General features: G+C 55.0%; 24 protein-coding genes. 14 read left to right on the top strand and 10 right to left on the bottom strand.

The window, feature by feature from the left end; translation table 11 throughout:
* Window positions 1–183: 183 nt before the first annotated feature.
* Window positions 184–2,379, top strand: a complete 2,196-nt coding sequence (locus WEB54_RS16960) for a glycosyltransferase (RefSeq protein ID WP_368055195.1) — start codon at window positions 184–186, stop codon at window positions 2,377–2,379.
* Here the strand turns inward: WEB54_RS16960 and WEB54_RS16955 are convergent.
* From WEB54_RS16955 to ligA, 4 genes are all read right to left on the bottom strand, one after another.
* A complete protein-coding gene (locus WEB54_RS16955) occupies window positions 2,376–3,059 on the bottom strand; it encodes a TVP38/TMEM64 family protein (protein WP_368055193.1) in 684 nt (227 codons plus the stop codon). The genes WEB54_RS16960 and WEB54_RS16955 overlap by 4 nt on opposite strands.
* A 165-nt stretch (window positions 3,060–3,224) precedes the next feature.
* Window positions 3,225–4,232: an amidohydrolase family protein gene (locus tag WEB54_RS16950; protein ID WP_368055191.1), complete on the bottom strand. Its 1,008-nt coding sequence runs from the start codon at window positions 4,230–4,232 to the stop codon at window positions 3,225–3,227.
* Between the two features lie 21 nt (window positions 4,233–4,253).
* Window positions 4,254–5,102 (bottom strand): class III extradiol dioxygenase subunit beta, encoded by an 849-nt coding sequence (locus WEB54_RS16945; RefSeq protein WP_368055189.1) that lies wholly within the window; start codon window positions 5,100–5,102, stop codon window positions 4,254–4,256.
* Window positions 5,095–5,490 carry a protocatechuate 4,5-dioxygenase subunit alpha gene (gene ligA / locus WEB54_RS16940; RefSeq protein ID WP_368055187.1) on the bottom strand — a complete coding sequence of 132 codons (396 nt, stop codon included), beginning with the start codon at window positions 5,488–5,490 and terminating at the stop codon, window positions 5,095–5,097. Before ligA ends, WEB54_RS16945 begins: the two co-directional genes overlap by 8 nt.
* 193 nt (window positions 5,491–5,683) lie before the next feature.
* Here ligA and WEB54_RS16935 point away from each other — a divergent pair, with 193 nt between their 5' ends.
* The 4 genes from WEB54_RS16935 to WEB54_RS16920 all read left to right on the top strand — a co-directional run bounded on the left by WEB54_RS16935 (window position 5,684) and on the right by WEB54_RS16920 (window position 9,047).
* Window positions 5,684–6,574, top strand: coding sequence for a LysR family transcriptional regulator (locus WEB54_RS16935; protein ID WP_368055186.1), 891 nt, complete (start codon window positions 5,684–5,686; stop codon window positions 6,572–6,574).
* A gap of 249 nt (window positions 6,575–6,823) precedes the next feature.
* A complete protein-coding gene (locus WEB54_RS16930) occupies window positions 6,824–7,126 on the top strand; it encodes an ArsR/SmtB family transcription factor (RefSeq protein WP_368056781.1) in 303 nt (100 codons plus the stop codon).
* Between the two features lie 56 nt (window positions 7,127–7,182).
* Window positions 7,183–7,914 carry an arsenical resistance protein ArsH gene (gene arsH, locus WEB54_RS16925; RefSeq protein ID WP_368055183.1) on the top strand — a complete coding sequence of 244 codons (732 nt, stop codon included), beginning with the start codon at window positions 7,183–7,185 and terminating at the stop codon, window positions 7,912–7,914.
* Window positions 7,902–9,047 (top strand): MFS transporter, encoded by a 1,146-nt coding sequence (locus WEB54_RS16920; RefSeq protein WP_368055181.1) that lies wholly within the window; start codon window positions 7,902–7,904, stop codon window positions 9,045–9,047. The genes arsH and WEB54_RS16920 overlap by 13 nt, the downstream gene beginning before the upstream one ends.
* On the opposite strand, the gene WEB54_RS16915 is transcribed toward WEB54_RS16920, so the two are convergent.
* Entirely contained in the window at window positions 8,969–10,594 is a 1,626-nt protein-coding gene (locus WEB54_RS16915; RefSeq protein ID WP_368055179.1) for a GAF and HD-GYP domain-containing protein, read from the bottom strand. The genes WEB54_RS16920 and WEB54_RS16915 overlap by 79 nt on opposite strands.
* A 256-nt stretch (window positions 10,595–10,850) precedes the next feature.
* On the opposite strand from WEB54_RS16915, the gene rpe reads away from it, so the two are divergent.
* From rpe to WEB54_RS16895, 4 genes are all read left to right on the top strand, one after another.
* Window positions 10,851–11,528 carry a ribulose-phosphate 3-epimerase gene (gene rpe, locus WEB54_RS16910; RefSeq protein WP_368055178.1) on the top strand — a complete coding sequence of 226 codons (678 nt, stop codon included), beginning with the start codon at window positions 10,851–10,853 and terminating at the stop codon, window positions 11,526–11,528.
* 255 nt (window positions 11,529–11,783) lie between these two features.
* Window positions 11,784–12,614 carry an HAD-IIB family hydrolase gene (locus WEB54_RS16905; RefSeq protein WP_368056780.1) on the top strand — a complete coding sequence of 277 codons (831 nt, stop codon included), beginning with the start codon at window positions 11,784–11,786 and terminating at the stop codon, window positions 12,612–12,614.
* Complete coding sequence (locus tag WEB54_RS16900) at window positions 12,611–13,282, top strand: HAD family hydrolase (protein WP_368056779.1); 672 nt, start codon at window positions 12,611–12,613, stop codon at window positions 13,280–13,282. Before WEB54_RS16905 ends, WEB54_RS16900 begins: the two co-directional genes overlap by 4 nt.
* A 35-nt stretch (window positions 13,283–13,317) precedes the next feature.
* Window positions 13,318–13,683, top strand: coding sequence for a DUF1304 domain-containing protein (locus WEB54_RS16895; RefSeq protein ID WP_368056778.1), 366 nt, complete (start codon window positions 13,318–13,320; stop codon window positions 13,681–13,683).
* Between the two features lie 84 nt (window positions 13,684–13,767).
* Here WEB54_RS16895 and WEB54_RS16890 read toward each other — a convergent pair whose 3' ends face one another.
* From WEB54_RS16890 to WEB54_RS16880, 3 genes are read right to left on the bottom strand one after another with little or no spacing between them, the layout of a single operon-like run.
* Window positions 13,768–14,442 (bottom strand): aminodeoxychorismate/anthranilate synthase component II, encoded by a 675-nt coding sequence (locus WEB54_RS16890; RefSeq protein WP_368056777.1) that lies wholly within the window; start codon window positions 14,440–14,442, stop codon window positions 13,768–13,770.
* Window positions 14,439–15,833, bottom strand: coding sequence for an anthranilate synthase component I family protein (locus WEB54_RS16885; protein ID WP_368054661.1), 1,395 nt, complete (start codon window positions 15,831–15,833; stop codon window positions 14,439–14,441). Before WEB54_RS16885 ends, WEB54_RS16890 begins: the two co-directional genes overlap by 4 nt.
* Window positions 15,834–15,875: 42 nt before the next feature.
* Window positions 15,876–16,118 carry a Trp family transcriptional regulator gene (locus WEB54_RS16880; RefSeq protein ID WP_368054663.1) on the bottom strand — a complete coding sequence of 81 codons (243 nt, stop codon included), beginning with the start codon at window positions 16,116–16,118 and terminating at the stop codon, window positions 15,876–15,878.
* A gap of 159 nt (window positions 16,119–16,277) precedes the next feature.
* On the opposite strand from WEB54_RS16880, the gene WEB54_RS16875 reads away from it, so the two are divergent.
* The 4 genes from WEB54_RS16875 to WEB54_RS16860 all read left to right on the top strand — a co-directional run bounded on the left by WEB54_RS16875 (window position 16,278) and on the right by WEB54_RS16860 (window position 19,643).
* Window positions 16,278–16,826, top strand: a complete 549-nt coding sequence (locus tag WEB54_RS16875; RefSeq protein ID WP_368054665.1) for a DUF1415 domain-containing protein — start codon at window positions 16,278–16,280, stop codon at window positions 16,824–16,826.
* A gap of 112 nt (window positions 16,827–16,938) precedes the next feature.
* Window positions 16,939–18,018 (top strand): histidinol-phosphate transaminase, encoded by a 1,080-nt coding sequence (gene hisC / locus WEB54_RS16870; protein ID WP_368056776.1) that lies wholly within the window; start codon window positions 16,939–16,941, stop codon window positions 18,016–18,018.
* 81 nt (window positions 18,019–18,099) lie between these two features.
* Window positions 18,100–18,771, top strand: a complete 672-nt coding sequence (locus WEB54_RS16865; protein WP_368056775.1) for a haloacid dehalogenase type II — start codon at window positions 18,100–18,102, stop codon at window positions 18,769–18,771.
* Between the two features lie 128 nt (window positions 18,772–18,899).
* A complete protein-coding gene (locus WEB54_RS16860) occupies window positions 18,900–19,643 on the top strand; it encodes a siderophore-interacting protein (RefSeq protein WP_368056774.1) in 744 nt (247 codons plus the stop codon).
* A gap of 29 nt (window positions 19,644–19,672) precedes the next feature.
* On the opposite strand, the gene WEB54_RS16855 is transcribed toward WEB54_RS16860, so the two are convergent.
* Entirely contained in the window at window positions 19,673–20,173 is a 501-nt protein-coding gene (locus WEB54_RS16855; protein WP_368056773.1) for an Lrp/AsnC family transcriptional regulator, read from the bottom strand.
* 287 nt (window positions 20,174–20,460) lie between these two features.
* Here WEB54_RS16855 and nhaC point away from each other — a divergent pair, with 287 nt between their 5' ends.
* The gene (gene nhaC / locus WEB54_RS16850) at window positions 20,461–21,990 is read left to right on the top strand and encodes a Na+/H+ antiporter NhaC (protein ID WP_368056772.1); all 1,530 of its coding nucleotides are present in this window, start codon (window positions 20,461–20,463) and stop codon (window positions 21,988–21,990) included.
* A gap of 76 nt (window positions 21,991–22,066) precedes the next feature.
* Here the strand turns inward: nhaC and msrB are convergent.
* On the bottom strand, window positions 22,067–22,637 hold a 571-nt coding region (gene msrB, locus WEB54_RS16845; RefSeq protein ID WP_368056771.1), incomplete at its 5' end, for a peptide-methionine (R)-S-oxide reductase MsrB.

Here is a 22,637-nt window from a genome sequence, read left to right as displayed (position 1 = left end):
CCAATGTACCAGCCTGACGCCGCAACTGGCAGCATCTTTTCACCCCGCTAACAGTGTGTAAGTCCGCCAGTGGATATGGACGCTGTGAAGCGGAACCTCCATACTGGGACCTTTGACCAGACTTTTGATTAACTTTTGTTTAAGGAACAGGGGCCGGGAGTGCGCAAATCGACCAAAAGGACTATGTATTACATCAACATCGGTGTGGTCATCGTACTGGTGGCGTATCAGCTGTATCTCAATTTTTCCGAGCCGGAAGTCAGCTCGTTGCATGCCGGTCAGATTGAACAGATACAGACCCGGCTCGAAGGGCGTAACGCCTTTGAGTTTTCAGTGGTCGGCAACGTCAATAACTCGGTTAGCATTTTTCAGGATCAGATCATTCCGGTCATCAATGCCAGCGATGCAGAGTTCACTGTGTCGGCTGGCAATGCAGTCAGTGGCGGGGCCGCTGAAAACTACCGGTCGGTGTACAACATTTTTTCCTATCTGAATCATCCCTGGTTACTGACGTATGGCCGGAATGAAGATGGTGAACTTGGCCGATTACGGTTTTATGAACAATATGGGCCCCATTTCTATTCCTTCAGCGCCGCCAATGCGCACTTTATGTTTCTCGACAGTACGGATAATACTGCCTACAACTGGCAACTGGACTGGCTTGAGCATGAGTTATCGACTTCTGAAGCGGAACATTTTTTTGTGTTTATTGGCTCCCCGGTACACGCGCCGGTGCATAACACCCCGATCTTTCAGAAAGACAGCTATTTCCAAAACGAACCGGTCAGTGAAGCGATGCGCTCCCTGTTTGAAAGCTATCAGGTGGACATCGTGTTTTCGTCTCAACTATCGGTTTACTACGACCAGACCATCGACGGGGTGCGTTACATCACCACCGGTGGTGGCGGTGGTTTGATCATCGATGACGAGAACAGCTTTCACCATTTCCTCAAGGTCAGGGTGGAAGCCGATGAAGTGATGGCCGAGGTGCGGCATCTCGATGTGCTCGAGACCTCCTGGTATCGGACCATCGAGAGTCTGTGGTCATCGGTATATACCTTTTTCTACGTCAGTTTCGGTCGCTTTCTGATTATTGTTAGTCTGTTGGTGCTGATTGGTCTCAAACTGCGCGAAACCTTGTTTGAGGACAAAGACTTCTACACCCAGTTTACGGTAGACGACACGCCCTGGCGGGCACAGCCAAAGCGGGTGCTGTTTTTCACCAACAATTTTTTTCCGTTTATTTCCGGCGTAACCATTTCGATCGAGCGTTTACTGCGTGGCCTGACCGCCCGGGGTCATGAAGTAAAAGTAGTGGCCCCGCGTTATGACCAGGCCGATAGCCCCCGGGAGGATACATTACGCGTAAGAACTCTGGTTGCTTTTGGCAGTCATCGCGAATTCCGTTTGGCTAACCTGCTGCAACCGGGTATTCGCAAGCTGTTTCATCAATTCAAGCCGGACATCGTGCATTTGCATCATCCGTTCTGGCTGGGTTCGATTGGCTTGATGCTGGCCCGGCAGCACAGGGTGCCATCGGTGTACACCTACCACACCCGTCTGGAAATGTACGCGCATTATGTACCCTTACCCGGTCGTATTTTCCGTAATGTGATCTCGCATGAGCTGATCCGGCGCTTTTGCAACCGCTGTGACGGGGTGATCGTGCCTACTTTTTCTACGGAAGAATATTTACGGCTGATTGGCGTAAAATCACCGCTCTGTGTGCAACCAACCGGAATTGATTTCGACCGTTTCAATCGGCGTGACGAAGCTCGCATTGCAGATCTGAAAACCCGGTATGAGATTGCAGAAACCGACCGCGTTCTGGTCAGTGTGTCGCGGTTGGGCAAAGAAAAAAATGTTGCTTTCCTGGTGGATGCCATGCATCAACTGCAACAACAAACGGAAAAGTCCGTGCGTTTGTTGCTGGTAGGCGATGGTGATGAACGACCGGTGCTGGAAGAGAAAATAGAGACGCTGGGTTTGCAGGCATCAGTGACTCTGGTTGGTGCCGTTAGCCCAGACGTTATTCCAGACTATTACCAAATGGCTGACGTCTTTGTATTTGCCTCTAAATCCGAAACTCAGGGTATGGTGATTCTGGAGGCTATGGCTGCTGGTCTGCCGGTGGTGGCGGTTCGTTCCAGCGGCACCGACGATGTAATCGAGGAAGGTCAGACCGGCTTTAAAACCTTCGATCGGATAGACCACTGGGTAGAGCGTGTACGTTATCTGATCGAAAATGATGACGTCCGATCCGAGTTTTCAGAACGGGCTGTTACCTTTGCCAGCCACAATGATACTGACGCATTTGCGGAAAACATCAACCGGTTCTACAGCGAATTGCTGGCCCGGCGTGCGAAGGAATCGGGTTAGGGCGTCCGCTTGCGTTGCCGACGCACCAAAATCATGACCGCCGCAAAAAGGATGGCCACGACAACCGATACACCAATGGCCAGAAGAATCTCCTGAGTGTCCTGGGCCTGCAGGATTCGACTGACCTGCCCACCGAGTACGGTGACTAACGCCAGCCCGGGGATGATGCCAATGGTTGAACCCAGCATGTAGCGGCCAAAGGGCATGTCGAACGCACCGGCCATCAGGTTGGTGAAAGTAAAGGGTGCCAATGGCAGCAGGTTAATCAGGATCATGGCGCGGATGCCGCGCTCACTCATGTAACCGGACAGTGTCTTCAGGTGCTTGCCGCCATAATGTTCCAGCGCGTCTCGCCCCAGTAAATGCCCCACCCAGAACGTCACCATTGACGAGCTCAATGAACCCAGAGCGGCGTATATAAACCCCCACCAGGGCCCAAACAACAGCCCGGTCAATACCACCAGCAGGGTCAGCGGAAAGGCCAGCAACAGGGCGACGACATACACGATCATCGTGCCTGGCATAACCCAGGGGGATGACCTAACCGCATCCAGTCGGCCAATCCAGGTTTCCAGTCGTTCGGCTGTTAGCACGCCGGTACTGGCTAAATAGCGCCACAGTACGGCCAGAAGTATCAGCAGGACAACCAGCGCGACGAGTCGAATCAGGGTGCGGGGCATTGCGGTTCAGGCTCATCGTGAAAGGTTAAGGGCGTATCCTCCGGTATGAAGGCGTGAAGTTCAAGTATGGCTGGCGTCAAGTATGAGTAACGGCGGGCAAAAAAAAGACCCGCCAGAGGCGGGCCAGAAAGCACAACACAAGAAGGGTGGTTGTCCGGATTCAGATCAGGCTTTCAATCGTGGGAATACGGCTCGGGCGTTATCTTCAAACACCATTTTCTTTTCAGCGGCATTGAGCTTGGTATTGCCGTCAATGTAGCGTTTGGTATCGTCGAAATAGTGACCGGTGCGCGGGTCGATGCCGCGTACGGCGCCAATCATCTCTGATGCAAACAAAACGTTTTTGGTAGGAATCACGTCGAGCAGCAGGTCGATGCCTTCCTGGTGGTAGACGCAGGTGTCGAAGAATATATTGTTCAGCACTTTTTCTTCCAGATCGAAGCCCTGGTCCTGTGCGATACCCCGGAAACGACCCCAGTGGTAAGGCACGGCACCGCCGCCATGCGGAATGATGAACTTAAGGTCCGGGAAATCCTTGAACAGGTCCGACATCATCAAGTGCACAAAGGCGGTGGTGTCGGCACTGAGGTAGTAGGAACTGGTGGTGTGGAAACAGTCGTGGCAAGAACCTGATACGTGGATCATCGCCGGAATGTTCAATTCACTCATTTTCTCGTAAATCGGGTACCAGAACTTGTCGTGCAACGGCTTGTCTTTCCAGTAACCACCAGACGGGTCCGGGTTCAGGTTGCAGCCGATGAAGCCCATCTCGTTAACGGTACGCTCAAGTTCACGCACCACGGCATCCGGTTTGACATTGGCACTCTGGGGCAACTGGGCCACCGGCGCAAAGTTTTCCGGAAACAGATCACAGACGCGGCGAATCAGGTCGTTGCAATGCTCGGTCCAGGCGACGCTGGTGCTTTCGTTGCCAACATGATGTCCCATCCAACTGGCGCGCGGCGAGAAGATGGTCAGATCAGTGCCACGCTCCTGCTGCAGTTTGAGCTGGTTGTTCTTGATGCTGTCGCGAATCTGATCGTCGGTGATGTTCAGAATACCCTTGGTAGTCTGAAACATCGGGTCGTTTTTCAGCTCCGCTTTTTGCTGGTCACGGTAATCGCCCAGCTCTGACGGTGCGGTGGTGTAGTGTCCATGGCAATCGATGATCATGGCCGTCTCCAGTGTTGTTGTTTATTTCTGACTGCCGTCTTCCAGCACAATCAAACCCGCGCCGGTGTTGGACGCTGGCACATGATAGAACTTGTAGGTTTCCGTTGCATCGTCGCCCATGGCGCCGCGCATGATCAGCCACATCACCAGTTCGATGCCTTCAGAGCCCGCTTCGCGCATGTATTCAACGTGCGGAATTTTGGTCAGGCCGACCGGGTCTGTTGTCAGGCGGTCGAGGAACGATTGGTCGAACTCGGCATTCACCAGGCCAGCGCGCTCGCCCTGCAGCTGGTGCGACATGCCACCGGTGCCGAAAATCGCGACCTTGATGTCTTTGTCGTAGGCTTCAACAGCCTTGCGAATCGCCTTGCCCAGGTCAAAGCAACGCTTGCCGGTCGGAGGCGGATATTGAATCACGTTGACGCACAATGGAATGATTTTGCACGGCCACTGTTCGGGTTTGTCGAACATGATCGACAGCGGCACGGTGCAGCCGTGGTCGACCGACATTTCGTTGGCAATAGTCATGTCGAATTCATCGAGAATCAACGATTCAGCCAGATGCCAGGCCAGATCCGGATCACCGATGGCCGTTGGCACCTTGCGTGGGCCATAGCCTTCATCGGCGGGTGGGAATTCATCGGCTACACCCAGTGTGAAGGTAGGGATCAGGTTCAAACCGAAGGCCGAAGCATGATCGTTGTACACCACGATCGCCACGTCGGGCATGTTGTCCTGAATCCAGTCACGACCTGGCTGGTAGCCATCGAACAACGGCTTCCAATACGGATCCTGCTCTTTGTTGTTGTCGATTACGGCGCCAACGGACGGTACGTGTGAGGTGCCAATCCCGGTTACAATTTTAGCCATTCGACTGCTCCTGTTCTTTTTTACTGCGGTTGCCTTCCACCGGGCGACCGCCGGAAACCATCATTTGACGAAATTCTTCTTCAGTTACGTCGGACATGGCACCACCGACAAACTGCATGGACCGGCCATCGAAAATGGCCAGCTTAAAGGTGTAATAAATGTTGCCGCCCAGGCGTAGCATGCCCAGCCAATCCCGTTCCAGGACGGCTTTTTTCTGCTCGTCGGTCAACTTGAATTTTTCGAGAAAAGCCGCTTCATCCTTTCGGAATTCATCGCGGTTCTCGGCTTTGTTCAGTGACATGCAGAACATGTTCAGATGGTAGCCTTTGCGGCAATGCTGGCCATCCATCACGTAGGTGCCCGGAATGTCTCGATACTCGCGGTTCATGGGTCGCTCTCTCAATGTTGAATGGTTCATCACGGTACGGCGCTGCCAGTATAGTCGTTGTTATCGATGCCCTGGATTTCACGGTGCCAGAGCTGCAGTTCGCCAACGTAATCTCAGTTACGTGATGGGGGTGACAACCAGACTAGTAAAGTGCACAATCTGGGACAACCTTTAACATCAGGACGTTTCGTTCATGAAGTGGAACATATCTGATTTGCCCGTGTTTGTGGCGGTCGTAGAGAAAGAAGGCATATCGGCAGCGGCACGCTCGTTGCGCATGCCGAAGTCGAGCGTGAGCCGGTTCGTACAGCGTCTGGAAGATGATCTGCAGGTGCGCCTGCTGGAACGCAACTCCCGCCAGATGCGCATGACCAGCGAAGGCGAGGTGTTTTTCAAACACTGTCAGCTGATTATGGAACAGGTTGAAGCGGCCGATGCGCACATGAATGGGCTAAGCCACACCCCCAGTGGTGAGCTGACCATTTCCCTGCCCATGGCGTTCAGCCGCGATGTGCTGGCTGGCCATTTACATCGCTTTAATCTGCAGTACCCGGAGATTCAACTTAACATTCAGGTGACGCCGACAGCGGTAGACCTGATTGGCGAGCACATTGATCTGGCGGTTCAGGTTGGCGATTTGCCGGATTCGGAACTGATCGCGGTACCCCTGTTCGAGACCCCGTTGATCTGGGTGGCTAGCCCGTCCACCTACCCGGCCGGCCATACTTTTCCCGGCGTGGATGCTTTAGTAGAGCAGGTACACGTTTGCGAGCGCCGTTACAACAAGACAGCCTTGCCGGTGCGCTACCAGGGCGAAAAGCATAAGGTTGAAATTCAGGCCTCGATTGAAACGACCGATCCGATTATGGTGCGCGATACCGTCATCGCAGGTTCAGGTATCGGCCTGCTACCGTCACTTTATTGTCGTAGCGCCATTGAACGCGGCGAACTGGTGCAGGTCGCCCAGAACATGGAACTGGATCTGATGGCCAAAGCCTCAGCGGTCTACACCAGCCGCCGCATGCTGAGCGCCAAGACTCGGTTGTTCATTGAGTTTCTTAAAGAACTGACGGTTGAGATGTGAGCCTGGCTTAGTTACTGGGAGACACGTCGTAAATACATCCCTGTAGACTCGGAGACCGCGTCCCTGCGGTCTAACGGCCCCCAGTAGACACACCCAACGGTCCTTAGGCAGTAAGTGGTTAAATCACCTCGAATTTCTAACTCATGACACCCTGAACCAAACCATCTCAGCGAGTATGGTAACGATTTTATATTTCGATATTACTAGAAATATATTGACGTCCTATTTCCCGAGTGGATAATGAGCCCTATGACAACACTCACACTCGAACAAGCCGCCGCCCAATTGGCAGAACTGGGCCACCCGACTCGTCTGGGGCTGTATCGTCTTTTGGTGCGTGCTGGCCATGGTGGGGCGCCGGTGGCGCAGTTGCAGCAGCAACTGGATGTGCCGGGGTCTACTTTGTCGCATCACCTGAGCCGTCTGGTGCATGTCGGTCTGGTGAAGCAGGTTCGGGAAGGGCGGGTATTGCGTTGTTTCGCTCAATACGACCGGTTGAACACCCTGATCGATTACATGATGGAAGAATGCTGTACCGAGAGCAGTTGCTGACTGCTTCGAACTTTTTTGCTTAATTAATTCGATATATCTGGAAATACGGAGGCATTATGGCACTGATACCCGACCACAGCCTGGAGAGTACCCTGAGCGAGTTAAAGCAGGGCTATCAGCAACCCATTACTCATGCGCCGCGCATCCTGGTGTTGTATGGCTCACTGCGGGCGGAGTCGAACAGCCGCAAACTGGCACTGAACGCCGCTCACATGTTGGAGCAGTTTGGTGCCGAGGTTCGGGTATTCGACCCAGAAGGGCTGCCGGTAAGCGACCGGGTGTCGATAGATCACCCAAAGGTCGTTGAATTGCGTGAGCTGGCGCAATGGAGCGAGGGGATGGTCTGGTGTTCGCCTGAAATACATGGGGCGGTGTCGTCGGTGTTTAAAAACCAGATCGACTGGATACCGCTCAGTGATGGGGCCATTCGGCCGACCCAGGGCAAGACGCTGGCGGTGATGCAAGTTAACGGCGGTTCGCAGTCGTTTAACGTGGTCAATGCACTGCGCGTTCTGGGGCGCTGGATGCGGATGTTCACCATTCCCAATCAGTCGTCGGTACCGAAAGCCTTTCAGGAGTTCGATGCCGATGGCCAGATGAAAGAGTCGCCCTACCGCGATCGCGTAGTGGATGTAATGGAAGAACTGTTTCGGATGACGCTGCTGTTGCGCAATCAGTCGGCCCTGCTGACGCACCGGTTTTCCGAGAACAAGGCCGATTATAAGGCGCGGGTTGAGGATGCTTCCTGCTGCGAGCCATCGGTCGCCAACACCTCGTGCTGCGCCTGATCCACAAACACAGCCAGCCAACGGTGCTGGCCAGCGTCGTATTGACGCTGGCCCTGGTGTCCGACGCTGTTCTGTATTTATTGTTGCCGCTGTATTTTGAAGATTTTGGGCTGACGCTGATTTGGGTTGGCATTTTGCTCTCGGCCAATCGCTTCGTCCGGTTGCTGATCAACCCCTGGCTGCTGCCCTGGTTCGAACGCTATGGTCCACGAACCTCCATGCTGCAGGCCGTTGTTCTGGCAACCGCGGCGAGCCTGGCCTTTCTGATGCTAGCCAGCCCTTGGGTTCTGCTGCTCGCTCGTCTGTTGTGGGGTATGGCCTATGCGCTGATGCGGCTTGGTTGCCTGCATTACGCCACGCACCAGCCGGAGCGTCGCATGGTGAACCTGGGCTGGTACACCAGCCTGCAGGAAGTCGGCCCCTTGTCGGTCTTGCTGATCGCCCCCTTTCTGGTGCAGTTCATTGCGATCGAGGCGGTATTGGTGCTGGCCAGCGTGCTCTGCCTGGTGGCGTTGTGGCCCGCACTGGCATTGCCCCCTGCGCCATCAGACCCTCAGGCATCAACACGGGCTTGCTTCCCCTGGCCCAATGCCTGGCACCGGCTGACTTTTGTACTGTGTTTGCTGTTCGATGGGGTCTGGACGGTGGTGCTGGCACCCTTGCTGGTTGTTGCCGGCTGGTCGACGGCGGCTGCGCTGGCGATGACGGCCTGGTTGTTGCTTGCCAAGCGGTTGTTCAATTTGCTGGTGGGGGTGGTCTCGATTCGGGTGAATCCCTGGGTGCCCGAGCGACTCTGGCTGGGTATTTCCCTGGCCCTGATGCTGGTCGCCGGTGGGCTAATGGCTTTCACCGAGGTGCTTTGGGCCAGTGTGTTCGCCATCGCCGGACATGGGCTTTATATGATTTTGGTGCCCAAGCGCCTTGCCGATGAGGCCCTGTCTGACGCCAGCCGCCATCACAGCCTCAATGGCTTTACCTTCTGGCGGGATCTGGCGGCAGCCACGGGTGCTTTACTGGCCAGTCTGTTGCTGGCCGGAGCCTGGACGCCGATGTTCTACGGTTTGCTCACCGGCCTGGTGGTATTGATGTTGCTGTCGGCGAGATACGGCGCTACGTCGCCCACATCGATTTGATCGGGCAGTAGAAAACGCTCGGCATAATCTCTCCATTTGCCACTGCGCAGAAACAGCTCGAAGACATCCGGGTCGATGTGCTGATCGTCGCGCATGGATTTCAGAATGGAAAACGCCTGACTCAGCGGCATGGGGGGTTTGTAGGGCCGCTCTTTCGCCGTCAGCGCTTCGAACACATCGGCCACGCCCATAATCCGGGCCGGAATCGACATTTGATCGCGTGTGAGACCGCGCGGAAAACCGCGCCCGTCCATCCGTTCATGGTGACCGCCCGCATATTCCGGTACCCGTCGCAGCTTGGGCGGGAAGGGTAGTTGTTCGAGGATATCAATGGTGATGTCGATATGGCGGTTAATCGCCTGGCGCTCTTCGTCGTTCAGCGTGCCCCGGGTAATGCACAAGTTGGTTACTTCGGCCTCATTCAGCAGGGGCTGTTGCTGACCCCAGGCGTCCTGCCAGGATCGGGCGGCTATGGCTCGAACCCGGTCTTTATCCGACTCGGGCATAAACTCACCGCCGAGATTAATTCGTTCCAGGAAATCCAGCTCTTCACGCAGCTCGTCGGCTTCATTCGGGGAATCAGCTTGCGCCATGGCGGCGGCAAAGCGGCCGGCCACGGCATCAAAGCCATCGAGCAGGCTTTGCAGCTTGCGGCCCTTATTCAGAATGGTTTCCGGGGTGGCCAGCTTGCCGCAGTCGTGTAACCAGGCGGCGACATGCAGCTCATACCACTCATCATCGTTCAAATTGAAGTCAGCAAAATAGCCGTCGGTTTCTTCGCAGGCCGCACGCGCCATCATTTCAGTCAGCACCGGAATGCGCTCGCAGTGGGCAGACGTATGGGAAGAACGAACATCAATAATGCGAGCCAGGGCCTGAATAAAGGCATCGAGCAGGTCTTTGTGGCTTTGCACCAGCAATTGATTGTCGAGCGACAGCGCGGCGAATTTGGCCATGGCCTGCACCGTGCGCTGGTCGTCATCGGTGAACGGGCGGCTGTCGCCATCCGGAGTGCGTGCGTTGATCAGCTGCAAGACACCAATCACCCGGTCTTCGTGATTCAGCAGCGGCAGAGTCAGCATCGACCGGGAGCGGTAGCGGTGTTCGGCATCGAAATGGCGGGTGCCGGAAAAGTCGAAATCACCGGCCTGATAAACATCGTCAATATTGACCGGCTGTTGCGTCAGTGCCACCCAGGAAGCCACGTTCTGATGATTCGGCTCGCCGGCACCGGAATCGTCCGGCTGGCGGTAGTACAGCGGAATGGCGAGCCACTGACTCAACTGTTCCGGGTCCCGGCTTTCCAGCCCGAGCACGGTGTTGTGGATGGCTTTGAAGATTAGCTGCGGCGAATCGGTGGACTCGTCCAACTGATAGAAAGTGCCACCTTCGGCACCGGTCAGCATCCGGGCTTCTTTCAAAATACGATGCATCAGACCGGTAACGGTGGTTTTCCGGGCCAGCCGGACCAGCAGGTCGCTGGTGGAATCCACACTCCAGGCGCCCAAAGGTATCTCAGTCTGGTCTGAAGGGTCGGGGGTCGTCATACCGCGCTCCTGAGGTTCCGATAACAGCGTGTTCATGCCACAGCTCAAAAGCATAGCCCAGATGCGCGGCGGATTGACCCCTTTGAAGGGAAAATAATTCTGGTGTTGTCGTTGCGGTGGTTTCGTTATCAGAGCCAGAAAAGAGGGTTTCATTCGATCGTAAACCGGGTTTTATCGGTGGTCGGGCACATTGGCGTTTGACCTCCCTCTGGCAGTCACTAGAATGGGCGTTCCGCCTGATGTGAGACGCCCCGATATGTCCGATTTTGTCATAGCCCCTTCCATTCTGTCCGCCAATTTTGCCCGCCTGGGCGAGGAAGTGGATGCCGTTCTGAACGCCGGTGCCGACTGGGTCCACTTTGATGTGATGGACAACCACTATGTCCCCAACCTGACCATCGGCCCCATGGTGTGCAAGGCACTGCGCAATCACGGCGTCACCGCACCCATCGACGTGCACCTGATGGTGTCTCCAGTAGATCGGCTGATTGGCGACTTTATTGAGGCCGGGGCCAGTATCATTACCTTCCACCCGGAGGCCAGCGATCACATCGACCGCTCGCTGCAACTGATTCGCGACGGCGGTTGCAAGGCGGGTCTGGTGTTCAACCCGGCCACGCCGCTGCATTATCTTGATTATGTGATGGATAAGATCGACCAGGTGCTGATTATGTCGGTCAACCCCGGTTTCGGTGGCCAGTCTTTCCTGCCCTCGGCACTCGATAAACTGCGTGACGCCCGCGCCCGTATACAAGCCTCGGGTCGGGATATCCGGCTGGAGATCGATGGCGGCGTTAAAGTCGATAACATCCGGTCCATAGCCGAAGCCGGTGCCGATGCGTTCGTTGCCGGTTCGGCCATTTTTAACACCGACGACTACAAAACCCGCATCGCCGAAATGCGCCAGGAACTGGCTAAAACCCGCAGCGCCTGATCGTGCCTGCGCTACCCGGTTGGTGCCATGAGTCCGTGTCAGGCACCGGGGGTACCTATCCGGGGTCGGCGTAAACCCATCCATGGGGCCTAGACTGCAGCATCCATGCTGCAGACTACCCCGGATAGGTACCCCCGGCACCTGACACTCAATTGGTTGCGAACTCTGAAACGTGACTAATTATCATAGCGGCTTCATAACGACGTTCTACTACAGCGGTGCTGTCTTTGCACCGCCCTTAACCCGGGAGATCCTGTGGACGAATTACTGGTATTTGACCTCGACGGCACGCTGATTGATGGCGAAGATTGCATCACCGACCTTACCCGCACCGCGCTGAACAAGCTCGACGAACTCGGTGTCGCCTGGACCGTCGCCACCGGCCGTATGCCGCACGGCGGCCGCGAAGCCCTGCCCGATGTTCGGTTTCGCCACCCCCAAGCCTACAAGAACGGCGTACTGATCTGGGATCTGAACGAAAACGTGCGTATCAACGCCCAGCCAATGGACCCGATGGAACTGGTCGAAGTCTGTCGCCGCCTGGAAGTGCATGGCATCAACCCCTGGCTGAACACGCTGGATCACGAAGACCGCATTGGCGCTGTGATTCGCCGCATTAGCACTGAACGCGAGGAAGCCTGGGCGAAGTACATGGAAGGTCAGGCGATTAACGTCCAATTGAACGCCGATTTTTCCTCAATTGAAGAACAAATTCTGAACGTGTTCGCTGTCACCGAGAACCAGAAAGTGCTGTATATGGCGGAAGAATTGGCCGACATGCCCAACGTTCAGGTGTACGCCGGGCCCGATATGTATCGGGAAGGCTTTTACTGGATGGACATTCACCACATCAGTGGTACCAAGGGTGATGCGGTTAAATTTCTGCAACGTCAAACCGGCGCCAAACGGCTGGTCTGCTTTGGCGATTCGGACAACGACGTCAGCATGTTCAAACTCGCCGATGAAGCCTATGCCATGGAAAACGCCCTCGATGAAGTGAAGGCAGTGTCGACGGGCATCATCGGCAAGAACAGCGACAGCGCCATCGCCTACTTCCTGGCAGACCGTTACGGCTTCAGCCTGTGACCCTCACCAAAGCCATACTGTTCGACCTCGATGGCACTCTGGTCGACAGCGCGCGCGGCATTCACGCCGCGCTCGATGAGGTGTTAACGACGCTCACCGGCAATGGGTGCAGTATTGACGACGTGCGCCGCTGGGTGGGCAACGGGCCTGAAAAACTGGTCGAGCGGGGTTTGTACAGCCATGGGTTTGAGGACGATGCCAGCGAAGCCCACGTCCTGTTTCGCGAGGCCTATCAGCGGTCACTGTTGCAGGCGGATATCTACCCCGGTGTCATCGAGGGGCTGCGTACCTTGCAGGAAGCCGGGCTCAGACTGGCGTGCATCACCAATAAAAGCTCACATTTCACCGGAACCTTTCTGGCTGAACTGGGGCTAGCATCCTTCTTTGACCGGGTATTGTGCGGCGACGAAGTTGAACGACCCAAGCCCGACCCGCAAAGTCTGGTTCAGGTATGTAGCGACTTTGATATCCAGCCAGCCCAAGCCATTATGGTGGGCGATTCCGCGAACGATCTTGAGCCCGCCTATCTGATTGGTATGCCTGGCATTGCCGTCGGTTATGGTTATCATGGCAATGTGCCACTGGAGCCCTTTAAGCCACTGGCCATTGTTGACCGTTTCGAAGCGGTCGTTGAGCTGTGTCTGGCAGCGGCAATCTCCCCGCGTTAGTCTCTTTAACTGCCCCTCACATAAGGAACCCTGTGATGCATTACGCGCAAATTCTGGTGGCCATTGTCGCCTTGTTGCACCTCACCTTTCTGGTCCTGGAGATGTTCATGTGGACCTCACCGATTGGTCGCAAAGTATTTGGCATGAGTAAGGAAAAAGCCGAAATCACCCGGGTTCTGGCTGCCAACCAGGGGTTGTATAACGGATTTCTGGTGGCGGGTTTGGTCTGGGGGTTATTGCTTGGCAATGCGGGTGTGCCGGTGATGATCTTTTTCCTGAGCTGCGTGATCATCGCCGGTTTTTACGGCGCCGCGACGGTCAGCCGCAAGATACTGTGGGTGCAGGCAGCGCCGGCCATTGTCGCGCTGGTAGTGCTTGGCGTTGTGGCCCCCTTTAGCTAACACCAACGGTCACCAGGCGAGGGGTGCCCCCTTCCGTTCAACAGAAGAGGGTTCGCTGCCGGGGTTTCAAATAGCCTGTTCCGATCACCCGCGCTCACGGTCAAAAAACAAAAAGTTCGCAATCAGTTCCTTGCCACCCTCGGTAGCAAAGGATTCCGGATGAAACTGAATGCCGTGAATCGGATAATCACGATGTTTCACACCCATTAATTCGAAATTTCCACCCTCGTTTAATCGTTCCCGGTCATTAAAATCAGCAGCATTGAGCTCCCCCACCGCCGCAGTCACCATCAAACATTCCGGCAAGGTTTCAGCCGCTGCAATTAACGAGTGATAACGCATTACCTCCAGTTGATCCGGCACACCGCGAAACACCGACTGCCCATTGTGGGTGACCGGGCTGATTTTTCCATGCATCGGTAATGGCGCTTTAACCACCTGGCCTCCAAACACATGTACAATGCCCTGCATGCCCAGGCACACACCGAGCAGTGGTGTGGTTCTTCCAAGCTTCTCTATGACTTCAGCACAGACGCCAAAGTATCGTTCATCGTCCGGTGAACCCGGCCCCGGCGAAATAATAATGCGGTCCGGTGCCATTGCTACGATATCGGCAAAGCTGATCTGGTCGTTGCGGTGTACCAGAATTTCGAACTTTTCAACAGTGCCCCGGTTCTTGGCAGAGGTGAGAATCTCGCCAATAAACTGATAAAGGTTGTAGGTAAAGGAGTCGTAATTATCGATGATTAGAATCTTCATGCCGACGCCTCCGAACCTATAAACGGCTCCAGCGCCTTGCGTGTACCGGCAAACTTGCGACGAATTTCCTCGTACTCATCTTCAGCATTGCTGTCGAATACGTTGCCGCCGCAGGTTTGCACATAGGCACGATCGCCGTTCACGAAAACCGTGCGAATTGGAATGGCAAATGTGCAGTCTCCATTGAACGAAAACTGGCCCACGGCGCCGCCATAAGGGCCACGGCCATCGGTTTCCAGATCGTTGATGATTTTCATGGCTTCAATCTTCGGTGCACCCGTCAGAGTTCCTGCCGGAAAATTGCTGGCCAGAGCCGAGAACATGTCTTCACCCTCGGCCATGATGCCGACGATTTCACTGGAAATGTGCTGTACATGGCTGAAGCGTTTAATGTCCATCAGGCTGCGTACTTTTACAGTGCCAAACTGTGCCACTCGGCCAATGTCGTTGCGATGCAGGTCTACAATCATATTGTGTTCAGCAATTTCTTTCGGATCGTTCAGCAGGGTGCGGGCGTATTGGGTGTCTTCCTGGGCGGTGGCACCGCGCTTGGTGGTGCCCGCCAGCGGAAAGGTTTCCATTTCGCCCTGGCGCAGACGGAATAGCAGTTCCGGGCTGGCACCAACCAGCTTCTGTGCGCCGAATTTCACATAGTACATTTGTGGCGACGGGTTGATTTCACGCAGCTTTTCGTACAGAGCCAGGGTGTCCCCTTCAATCTTAAACCGTTTTTTAAAACCGACTTCGCACTGAAAGATCTTGCCATCGATGATGTCCTGTTTCACCTTGGCCACAGCAGCGGCGTGTTCGGCCTGGCTCATGGTGTCACCCAGTGCCGTGATGTGCAGTTTTCCGTTCGGGGCGTCTTCCGCTTCGATGAGGTTTTGCAAGAAGTCGTAGCGGCTGTTTTCGTAATAAAAATAGATGACCTCGCCGGTCATTTTGTCGAGAATCAGACCGTCTTTGTACAGACCAAAGCGAAAGGTGTCGAAATCCTCATTGGCTTTCAGCGACAGTGTCGGTTCGAAATACCGCATGGCATCGTAACCGAGATAACCGACCAACCCACCTGCGTATTTGCGCGAGATAATGTTTTGCGGCATCAGGCTGCGCAGCAGGTCATAAGGGTTGTGACTTGTGTAGGTGTTGGCGTTGCCGTCGCGGTCTTCAATCGTCAGTTCATGGCCGTTGGCATACAGGCAGTATTCCGGGTCAAACCCGATGATCGAGTGCCGGGCAATGTGGCTGTCTTCACCGAGTGATTCGAGCATGTAACAGGTGTCGAATTGCTTTTCGATCTTCCTGAACAGTTGAAAGAAATCGCAATCGGCCGCGAGCTTCACATAGTGCGGTTTGCGCGGCAGCGTAAAAGGTTGAGGGGCATCAGACATAGAGGCATCCTGGCAAGGTGATTTCCGGCATTTCGAAACAGCTCAATGGGTGTCGCGCAGGGCGCGTGAGCCCCGCGAAACAGTGGCAATACCCACGCCAAGTAATTCGGCGATTTTACGGTGCGCGACCCCCTCGTTAAGCAACTTGAAGATCTGCAGACGTTTGCTGATTTCCTGATATTCAGCCGGAGTCAGCAGGTTTTCCAGTGCTGAGTCCATGGCGTCGGCGGTATCGATGGCCAGCAGGTGGTGAATAAGCTCGGTTTTGTAGGGGTCGTCAGTCATGGTCGGGTAACCGTCGGGTTAAATGGGTTGTTTTGTTGCTGTTCTATTTCTGCTGTACTAGCATACTAGTACGATACGGGTTGACGGTTTGAAGTCAAGCCTTTTCCGTCAGCGTGATACACTGGCTGTCTGAATCCCATTGTTTTGAAGGTTGACCGAGTGCACGACGACGCCACACTGATAGCCCAGACCCGCGCCTGGGTAGAGCAAGTAGTAATCGACCTCAACCTCTGCCCATTCGCCAAACGCGAGCTGATGAAAAACCGGGTGCGGTTCAGCGTGACCCATGCCACCTCCGAAGCCGCGCTGATCGAAGCCCTGCAGGAGGAGCTGCTGTTTCTGGCCGGTGAAGACCGTATAGAAACCACTCTGCTGATCCACCCGCGCCTCTATGAGAGCTTTTACGATTACAATGATTTCCTGGGTGTCGCCGAAGGCCTGCTGATCGAACTGAATCTGGAAGGTATCTTCCAGATCGCGAGCTTCCACCCCAAGTACCAGTTCGGCGGTACCGAGCGCGATGACCCGGAAAATTACACCAACCGCTCGCCCTACCCGATGCTGCACCTGTTGCGTGAAGACTCACTGGAAGCCGCGATCGACGCCTACCCGGATGTCGATGCGATACCGGACAACAACATCCAGCGGGTCAACGAACTGGGTGCGGATCATATGAAAGCCCTGTTGTCGAAGTGCCTGATAAGTTAAAGGGGTTGGCCGGCACAGATAAGACCGGGCTCCGATCAGAGCGCTCGGTTGTCGGGTTGACCACAGTTTTTGCTATGCTATTGCCCGCTCAATAACTTAACCGAGGTCATGCATGTCGTCTTATTGGAGCCCGTTGGTTCACTCTCTGAATCCTTATATACCGGGTGAGCAACCCAAGGTAGACGGTTTGATCAAGCTGAACACTAATGAAAATCCCTACCCACCGGCACCGGGCGTTGCCCAACTGTTGCAGCGACCCGAGACGGCCGAACGACTGCGGCTGTACCCCGACCCGAATTCACAGTCACTGAAAGACGCCATTGCCGACTATCATCAGCTGACGCCGGACCAGGTGTTCACCGGCAACGGCTCAGACGATGTGCTGGCCATGGCGTTTATGGGTTTGCTGAAGCATAGTCGGCCGATCATATTCCCGGACATCACCTACAGTTTTTATCCGGTTTACTGCCAGCTGTTCGGTATTGAGTATCAACAAATCCCTCTGGGGGATGACTTCTCCCTGACTCTCGACGATTACAGCGCCGATAACGGTGGCATCATTTTCGCCAACCCGAACGCGCCCACCGGCCTTGCACTGACCCTTGAACAGCTTGAACCCTTATTGCAACGTAACACGGGTTCAGTGGTGGTGGTTGATGAAGCCTATGTGGATTTTGGGGCTGAATCCGCTGTGGCCTTGATCGACCGCTTCCCCAATCTATTGGTCGTGCAGACGTTGTCCAAATCCCGCTCACTTGCCGGCATGCGCCTGGGGTTCGCGGCCGGACAAGCGCATCTGATTGAGGCGCTGAACCGGGTCAAGAACTCCTTTAACCCCTATCCCATTGATCGAATTGCAGAGGCCGCCGGGCGCATCGCGATTCAGGATGAAGCCTATTTCTCATCCTGTTGTCAGAAAATTATGTCGACGCGCCAGGCTACCTCTGACGCCCTGATCGAACTTGGATTTGAGGTGCTACCCTCGAAAACCAATTTCCTCTTTGCTCGTCCACCCGTCGGACTTGAAGCTGCCCAATTGAGCGAGCGCTTGCGACAGGACAAGGTGCTGATCCGGTACTTTAACAGGCCTAGAATCGACGGGTACCTGCGTATATCGATCGGGACCGATGCCGATATGGCGGTCATGTTGAACTTTGTTAGGGGGTATTTGAGTGGGCCGTCAGCTGACTGACGTGTCGTTCAGAGCAGTGTCATTTGAATTGTCGTCTAAACTGCGGCCAAACACCTTCACTCTGTAATCCAGGAGGCACCTATGATTACGCTGGCATTCGATGTTTACGGTACCCTGATAGACACTCAGGGCATTCAGGTTACGCTCGCAGAAATAATCGGCGATGAACAACAGGCGAACGCGATCAGTCGTCGCTGGCGTGAAAAACAGCTGGAATACAGCTTTAGGCGTGCGCTGATGGAACACTATCAGCCGTTTTCAGTCTGCACCCGCCAGGCACTCGATTACGCACTGCGCGAAGCAAAGGTGAACCTCAACCAGAGCCAGCTGGACTCCCTGTTAGCGGCCTACCGAACGCTTCCTGCCTACCAGGATGCGCAGGATCTACTGCAGCAGCTTCAGTCCAACGATGCCCGTGCTTTTGCCTTTACCAATGGCGAGGCGAAGGTAGCATCCGATTTGCTTACTCACGCCGAACTGATCGAATACCTCGATGGCATTGTCAGTGTCGACGTACTGCGCACGTTCAAACCTTCGCCCCGGGTGTATCACCACTTTTCCGAGGCAACGGATTCGGCAGCCAATCAAACCTGGCTGATCTCCGGCAACCCCTTCGATATCATTGGTGCCCGACAGGCGGGTTGGCGAACCGCCTGGGTGCAACGCGACAACGCGCTATTCGACCCCTGGGGTGAAGAACCGGATGTTACGGTTCAGTCGTTGTCTGAGTTGCCGGAAAAGCTGGCGTTGTAGCCGTGTTTTCAAACCCTCTATACGCGGGTGGAAACAGGGTTGTGTTGTTCAATCTAAATAATAATCTGTATCATTTGTGATTATGGCATCGAAGAACACCACCCCTCAGGCAGCAGGAGACGCCCAGCATGGCCAGGCCCGAACCCCGTGAGCTCGAAGTACTGAAGACCGACAACCTCACACCCCATATGCGCCGCATCACCCTGGGCGGGGCGGGCATGGCGTCTTTCCCGGCCGATCAGGCCAGTGCCTACATTAAACTGATCTTCCCGACCGAAGGAGATGCCCGCCCGCTGATGCGGACCTACACCGTGCGCCAGCACAGGGAAAATGAAATAGATGTCGATTTCGTGATTCACGATACCGTCGGCCCCGCCTCGCAATGGGCTGTGGAAACGCAGCCGGGCGACCGGATACTGGTCGGTGGCCCGGGGCCCAAAAAACTGATCAATGAAGAGGCTGACTGGTTGCTGCTGGCCGGAGACATGACGGCCCTGCCTGCTATTAGCGTTAACCTGCAGCTGCTTCCCGACAACGCACGGGGCTACGCGGTGATTGAAGTGCTCGATCGTGCCGATATTCAGGAGCTGGTTAAGCCGGACAACCTGGAGTTGATTTGGGTCGTTAACGCCGAGCCAGACCCAAGCGGGCAGGTACTGCTCGATCGAGTCAAACAGCTCGACTGGCTAGATGGGCAGCCCGCAGTCTGGGCCGCCACCGAATTCCAGAGCATGCGCAACCTGCGCGCCTATTTCAAACAGGAAAGGCAGGTGCCGAAAAGCCACCTCTATGTATCAAGCTACTGGAAAATGGGCAGCAGTGAAGACCAGCACAAAGTCGCCAAGCAGAAAGACGCGGAAACCGCCCAATAGCGGTCCATAAGTGAAATCAGGTCACGCCTTCATGTGTTTGCTTTCTGGCTGCTCAGCCTGACGTTGTCGCCCTGCACCGGCACGGTGACCTCGTCTTTAATGATTTCCATCGCCACGTAAGAGTGCGTCTGGCGCACGTGTGGCAGTTGGCCGATCTGGGCACCCAAAACGGCACGATAATGATGAATATCGTGCGTTCTGACTTTCAATAGATAATCAAAATTCCCAGCCACCATAAAGCAGCTTTGCACTTCCGGAATTTTCCGCACCGCTTCGTTAAACCGTTCCAGCGCGTCTTCGCTGGTTTTATCCAGGGTGACCTGGACCACCAGAACGTGACCGGCGTTCAGTTGGTCCGGATCCAGATCCGCGCGGTAGCCGCGAATAACCCCGTTTTCTTCCAGCCGGCGCAGCCGCTGAGCGCAAGGCGTTTTGGTGAGGTTGATGCGACTGGCCAGCTCGACAATGGGCAAGCGGCCATGGTCCTGAAGCTGGCGCAGGATTTCCCGGCCTATTCGGTCAAGTTTCATAAAAAACTCTCTAGCCATAAAGCCTATATTTTAGTTATTTATAGGCCAATAGGTCATCAAATTAGCATTATTTAGAGCCACTTCCTAGCCAAAGTGACTAATACTGAAGGTCAGAGGGCTAACAAGAATAACTACTGGAATGTCGACAGCCTGGCCCTCGGGTGCAGCGATACTTCCGGTCAAAGTTGAAGAGCCCGGTCAGCCGTTATGTGATCGGACTGATGTCTCGCTTTGTTCATGCCAGCGTAAATCGACGGGAGTGTCTGTTTACGCAAAAACGATAGGACATGAATATGACTGACCCGACTGAGATGTTGAACGTTAAAAAACCCGGGCTCGCCCTGGCACTAACGCCCGTAATACTGACCCTGATTGTATTGGGCATCCAATTGTTCTACTTCGGTGATTTCACACCGCACATTCCGCTGGCCATTGGCCTGGCTATAACCGGCCTGGTAGGCGTAAAGCTCGGCTACAAGTGGAAAAACATCGAAGATGGCATCTTCCACGTTATTCACGTCTCACTGCCGTCGGTATCGGTGCTGATTCTGGTCGGCATGATCATCGGCGTCTGGATTGCCAGTGGGACGGTACCGACGCTGATTTATTATGGGCTGATCATCCTGTCGCCTGCTATTTTCCTGGCCGCTGCCATGATCCTCTGTTCGGTGGTGTCGTTGTCGCTGGGTACCTCATGGGGCACGGTGGGTACGGTCGGTCTGGCGTTGATGGGCATTGGCGCGGGGTTTGATATCCCGATGTACTGGACCGCCGGTGCGGTAGTATCCGGTGCTTTCTTTGGCGATAAAATCTCGCCGCTGTCCGATACCACCAACCTGGCTCCAGCGGTAACAGGTACGGATGTGTTTTCCCACATTAAGAACATGATGCCGACCACGGTTCCCTCAATGCTGATTGCGCTCGCTATTTATTTTGTGGCGGGCTTTACCCTCATCGATAACAGCGGCGCCTCGTTCGAACGGATCAGTGCTATTACCACCGCGTTGAACGCCAACTTCACCATTTCGGTTTGGCTGCTGTTGCCCGCCGCCCTGGTGATATTCCTGGCGGTAAAGCGCATGCCTCCGATTCCATCGCTGTTTGCCGGGGTGCTCGCAGGTGCCGTGGTAGCGATGATTACTCAGGGCGCTGGCGTTCATGAACTGCTGACCTACGCCAACTCCGGCTACACCATCGAAACCGGTGTTGCGGCAATGGACAGCCTGCTGAACCGGGGCGGTGTGCAGTCGATGATGTGGACCATTTCACTGGTGCTGATCGCATTGGGCTTTGGCGGCGCGCTGGAAAAAACCGGATGCCTGGAAGCCATCATCAAAGCGATCATGACCAAGGTGCGCAGCTTCAAGGGTGTGCAGACGGTGGCGGTCTGTACCTCCATGTCGACTAACCTGGTTGCTGGTGATCCGTATCTCTCCATTGCCTTGCCGGGCCGGATGTACGCGCCGATCTATCGTGGCATGGGGTATTCCACACTGAACCTATCCCGCGCGATCGAAGAGGGCGGTACGCTGATGTCGCCGCTTATTCCCTGGAATGCCGGTGGTGCCTTCGTGATCAGTGCGCTGGGGTTGGGCATCGCCGATGGCCAGGTCGAGAACCTGCTGTACATCCCGCTGGCGTTTGCCTGCTGGTTGTCGCCGGTGATCGGGATTATTTACGCCCAGCTGGGTCTGTTTTCGCCCAAAGCAACCGACGCCGAACGACAGTTGTGGAAAGAGCAAGGCGAGGCGGTCGCAGAAGGTTACGAGACCGAAGCGGATGGCCGGGTGAGTGGCTCGCCAGTCGCATCGACCTGAACTGGTGTAAAATAGGCCGCCAAGGTGACTGAATAAAAACGGGGCTCATTGAGCCCCGTTTTATGTCTGATCGTATTCAGGATATCGGTGGTGCGATGATGTCCAGGTACTCGCCATAGCCGGCTGCTTCCATGTCGCCTTTCGGAATAAACCGCAGCGCGGCTGAGTTCATGCAATAGCGCAGGCCGGTTGGTTGTGGGCCGTCGGTGAAGACATGGCCGAGGTGGGAATCGGCGTAACGGCTGCGAATTTCGGTGCGCACTGAAAACAGCCCTCTGTCTTCATGTTCAGCCACAACGTCTGATGCTATGGGTTGAGTAAAGCTCGGCCAGCCGGTGCCGGATTTGTATTTGTCCCGCGATGAAAACAGCGGCTCGCCGGAGACAATATCGACATACAGTCCTTCACGTTTTTCATCCCAATACGCATTATTAAACGCACGCTCGGTGCCATCTTCCTGAGTGACTTTGAACTGAATGTCCGACAGTGTTTGCTTTAGCATGGCTTCACTGGGTTTGGTAAACATATCGGCGTTAAATCCTTCATTGATGTCCATACTCATGTCGTCCATTGAGTCCATTTCTTCCATAGAGTCCATGTCGTTCATCTCCATGGGGCGGAACTGGCTGTAGTCGATGTGCCGGTCA

The sequence above is a fragment of the Saccharospirillum sp. genome, assembly GCF_040881935.1.
GTDB lineage: Bacteria > Pseudomonadota > Gammaproteobacteria > Pseudomonadales > Natronospirillaceae > Saccharospirillum.
Note: the sequence above shows the minus strand (reverse complement) of the source record. Positions and strands in the feature narration are given on the sequence as shown.

Bases quoted from the DNA above. Each gene is read 5' to 3' on its own strand.
- WEB54_RS16960 (WP_368055195.1), top strand. From the start codon at position 184: ATGTATTACATCAACATCGGTGTGGTCATCGTACTGGTGGCGTATCAG.
- WEB54_RS16955 (WP_368055193.1), bottom strand. From the start codon at position 3,059: ATGCCCCGCACCCTGATTCGACTCGTCGCGCTGGTTGTCCTGCTGATA.
- WEB54_RS16950 (WP_368055191.1), bottom strand. From the start codon at position 4,232: ATGATCATCGATTGCCATGGACACTACACCACCGCACCGTCAGAGCTG.
- WEB54_RS16945 (WP_368055189.1), bottom strand. From the start codon at position 5,102: ATGGCTAAAATTGTAACCGGGATTGGCACCTCACACGTACCGTCCGTT.
- ligA (WP_368055187.1), bottom strand. From the start codon at position 5,490: ATGAACCGCGAGTATCGAGACATTCCGGGCACCTACGTGATGGATGGC.
- WEB54_RS16935 (WP_368055186.1), top strand. From the start codon at position 5,684: ATGAAGTGGAACATATCTGATTTGCCCGTGTTTGTGGCGGTCGTAGAG.
- WEB54_RS16930 (WP_368056781.1), top strand. From the start codon at position 6,824: ATGACAACACTCACACTCGAACAAGCCGCCGCCCAATTGGCAGAACTG.
- arsH (WP_368055183.1), top strand. From the start codon at position 7,183: ATGGCACTGATACCCGACCACAGCCTGGAGAGTACCCTGAGCGAGTTA.
- WEB54_RS16915 (WP_368055179.1), bottom strand. From the start codon at position 10,594: ATGACGACCCCCGACCCTTCAGACCAGACTGAGATACCTTTGGGCGCC.
- rpe (WP_368055178.1), top strand. From the start codon at position 10,851: ATGTCCGATTTTGTCATAGCCCCTTCCATTCTGTCCGCCAATTTTGCC.
- WEB54_RS16895 (WP_368056778.1), top strand. From the start codon at position 13,318: ATGCATTACGCGCAAATTCTGGTGGCCATTGTCGCCTTGTTGCACCTC.
- WEB54_RS16890 (WP_368056777.1), bottom strand. From the start codon at position 14,442: ATGAAGATTCTAATCATCGATAATTACGACTCCTTTACCTACAACCTT.
- WEB54_RS16885 (WP_368054661.1), bottom strand. From the start codon at position 15,833: ATGTCTGATGCCCCTCAACCTTTTACGCTGCCGCGCAAACCGCACTAT.
- WEB54_RS16880 (WP_368054663.1), bottom strand. From the start codon at position 16,118: ATGACTGACGACCCCTACAAAACCGAGCTTATTCACCACCTGCTGGCC.
- hisC (WP_368056776.1), top strand. From the start codon at position 16,939: ATGTCGTCTTATTGGAGCCCGTTGGTTCACTCTCTGAATCCTTATATA.
- WEB54_RS16865 (WP_368056775.1), top strand. From the start codon at position 18,100: ATGATTACGCTGGCATTCGATGTTTACGGTACCCTGATAGACACTCAG.
- WEB54_RS16860 (WP_368056774.1), top strand. From the start codon at position 18,900: ATGGCCAGGCCCGAACCCCGTGAGCTCGAAGTACTGAAGACCGACAAC.
- WEB54_RS16855 (WP_368056773.1), bottom strand. From the start codon at position 20,173: ATGAAACTTGACCGAATAGGCCGGGAAATCCTGCGCCAGCTTCAGGAC.
- nhaC (WP_368056772.1), top strand. From the start codon at position 20,461: ATGAATATGACTGACCCGACTGAGATGTTGAACGTTAAAAAACCCGGG.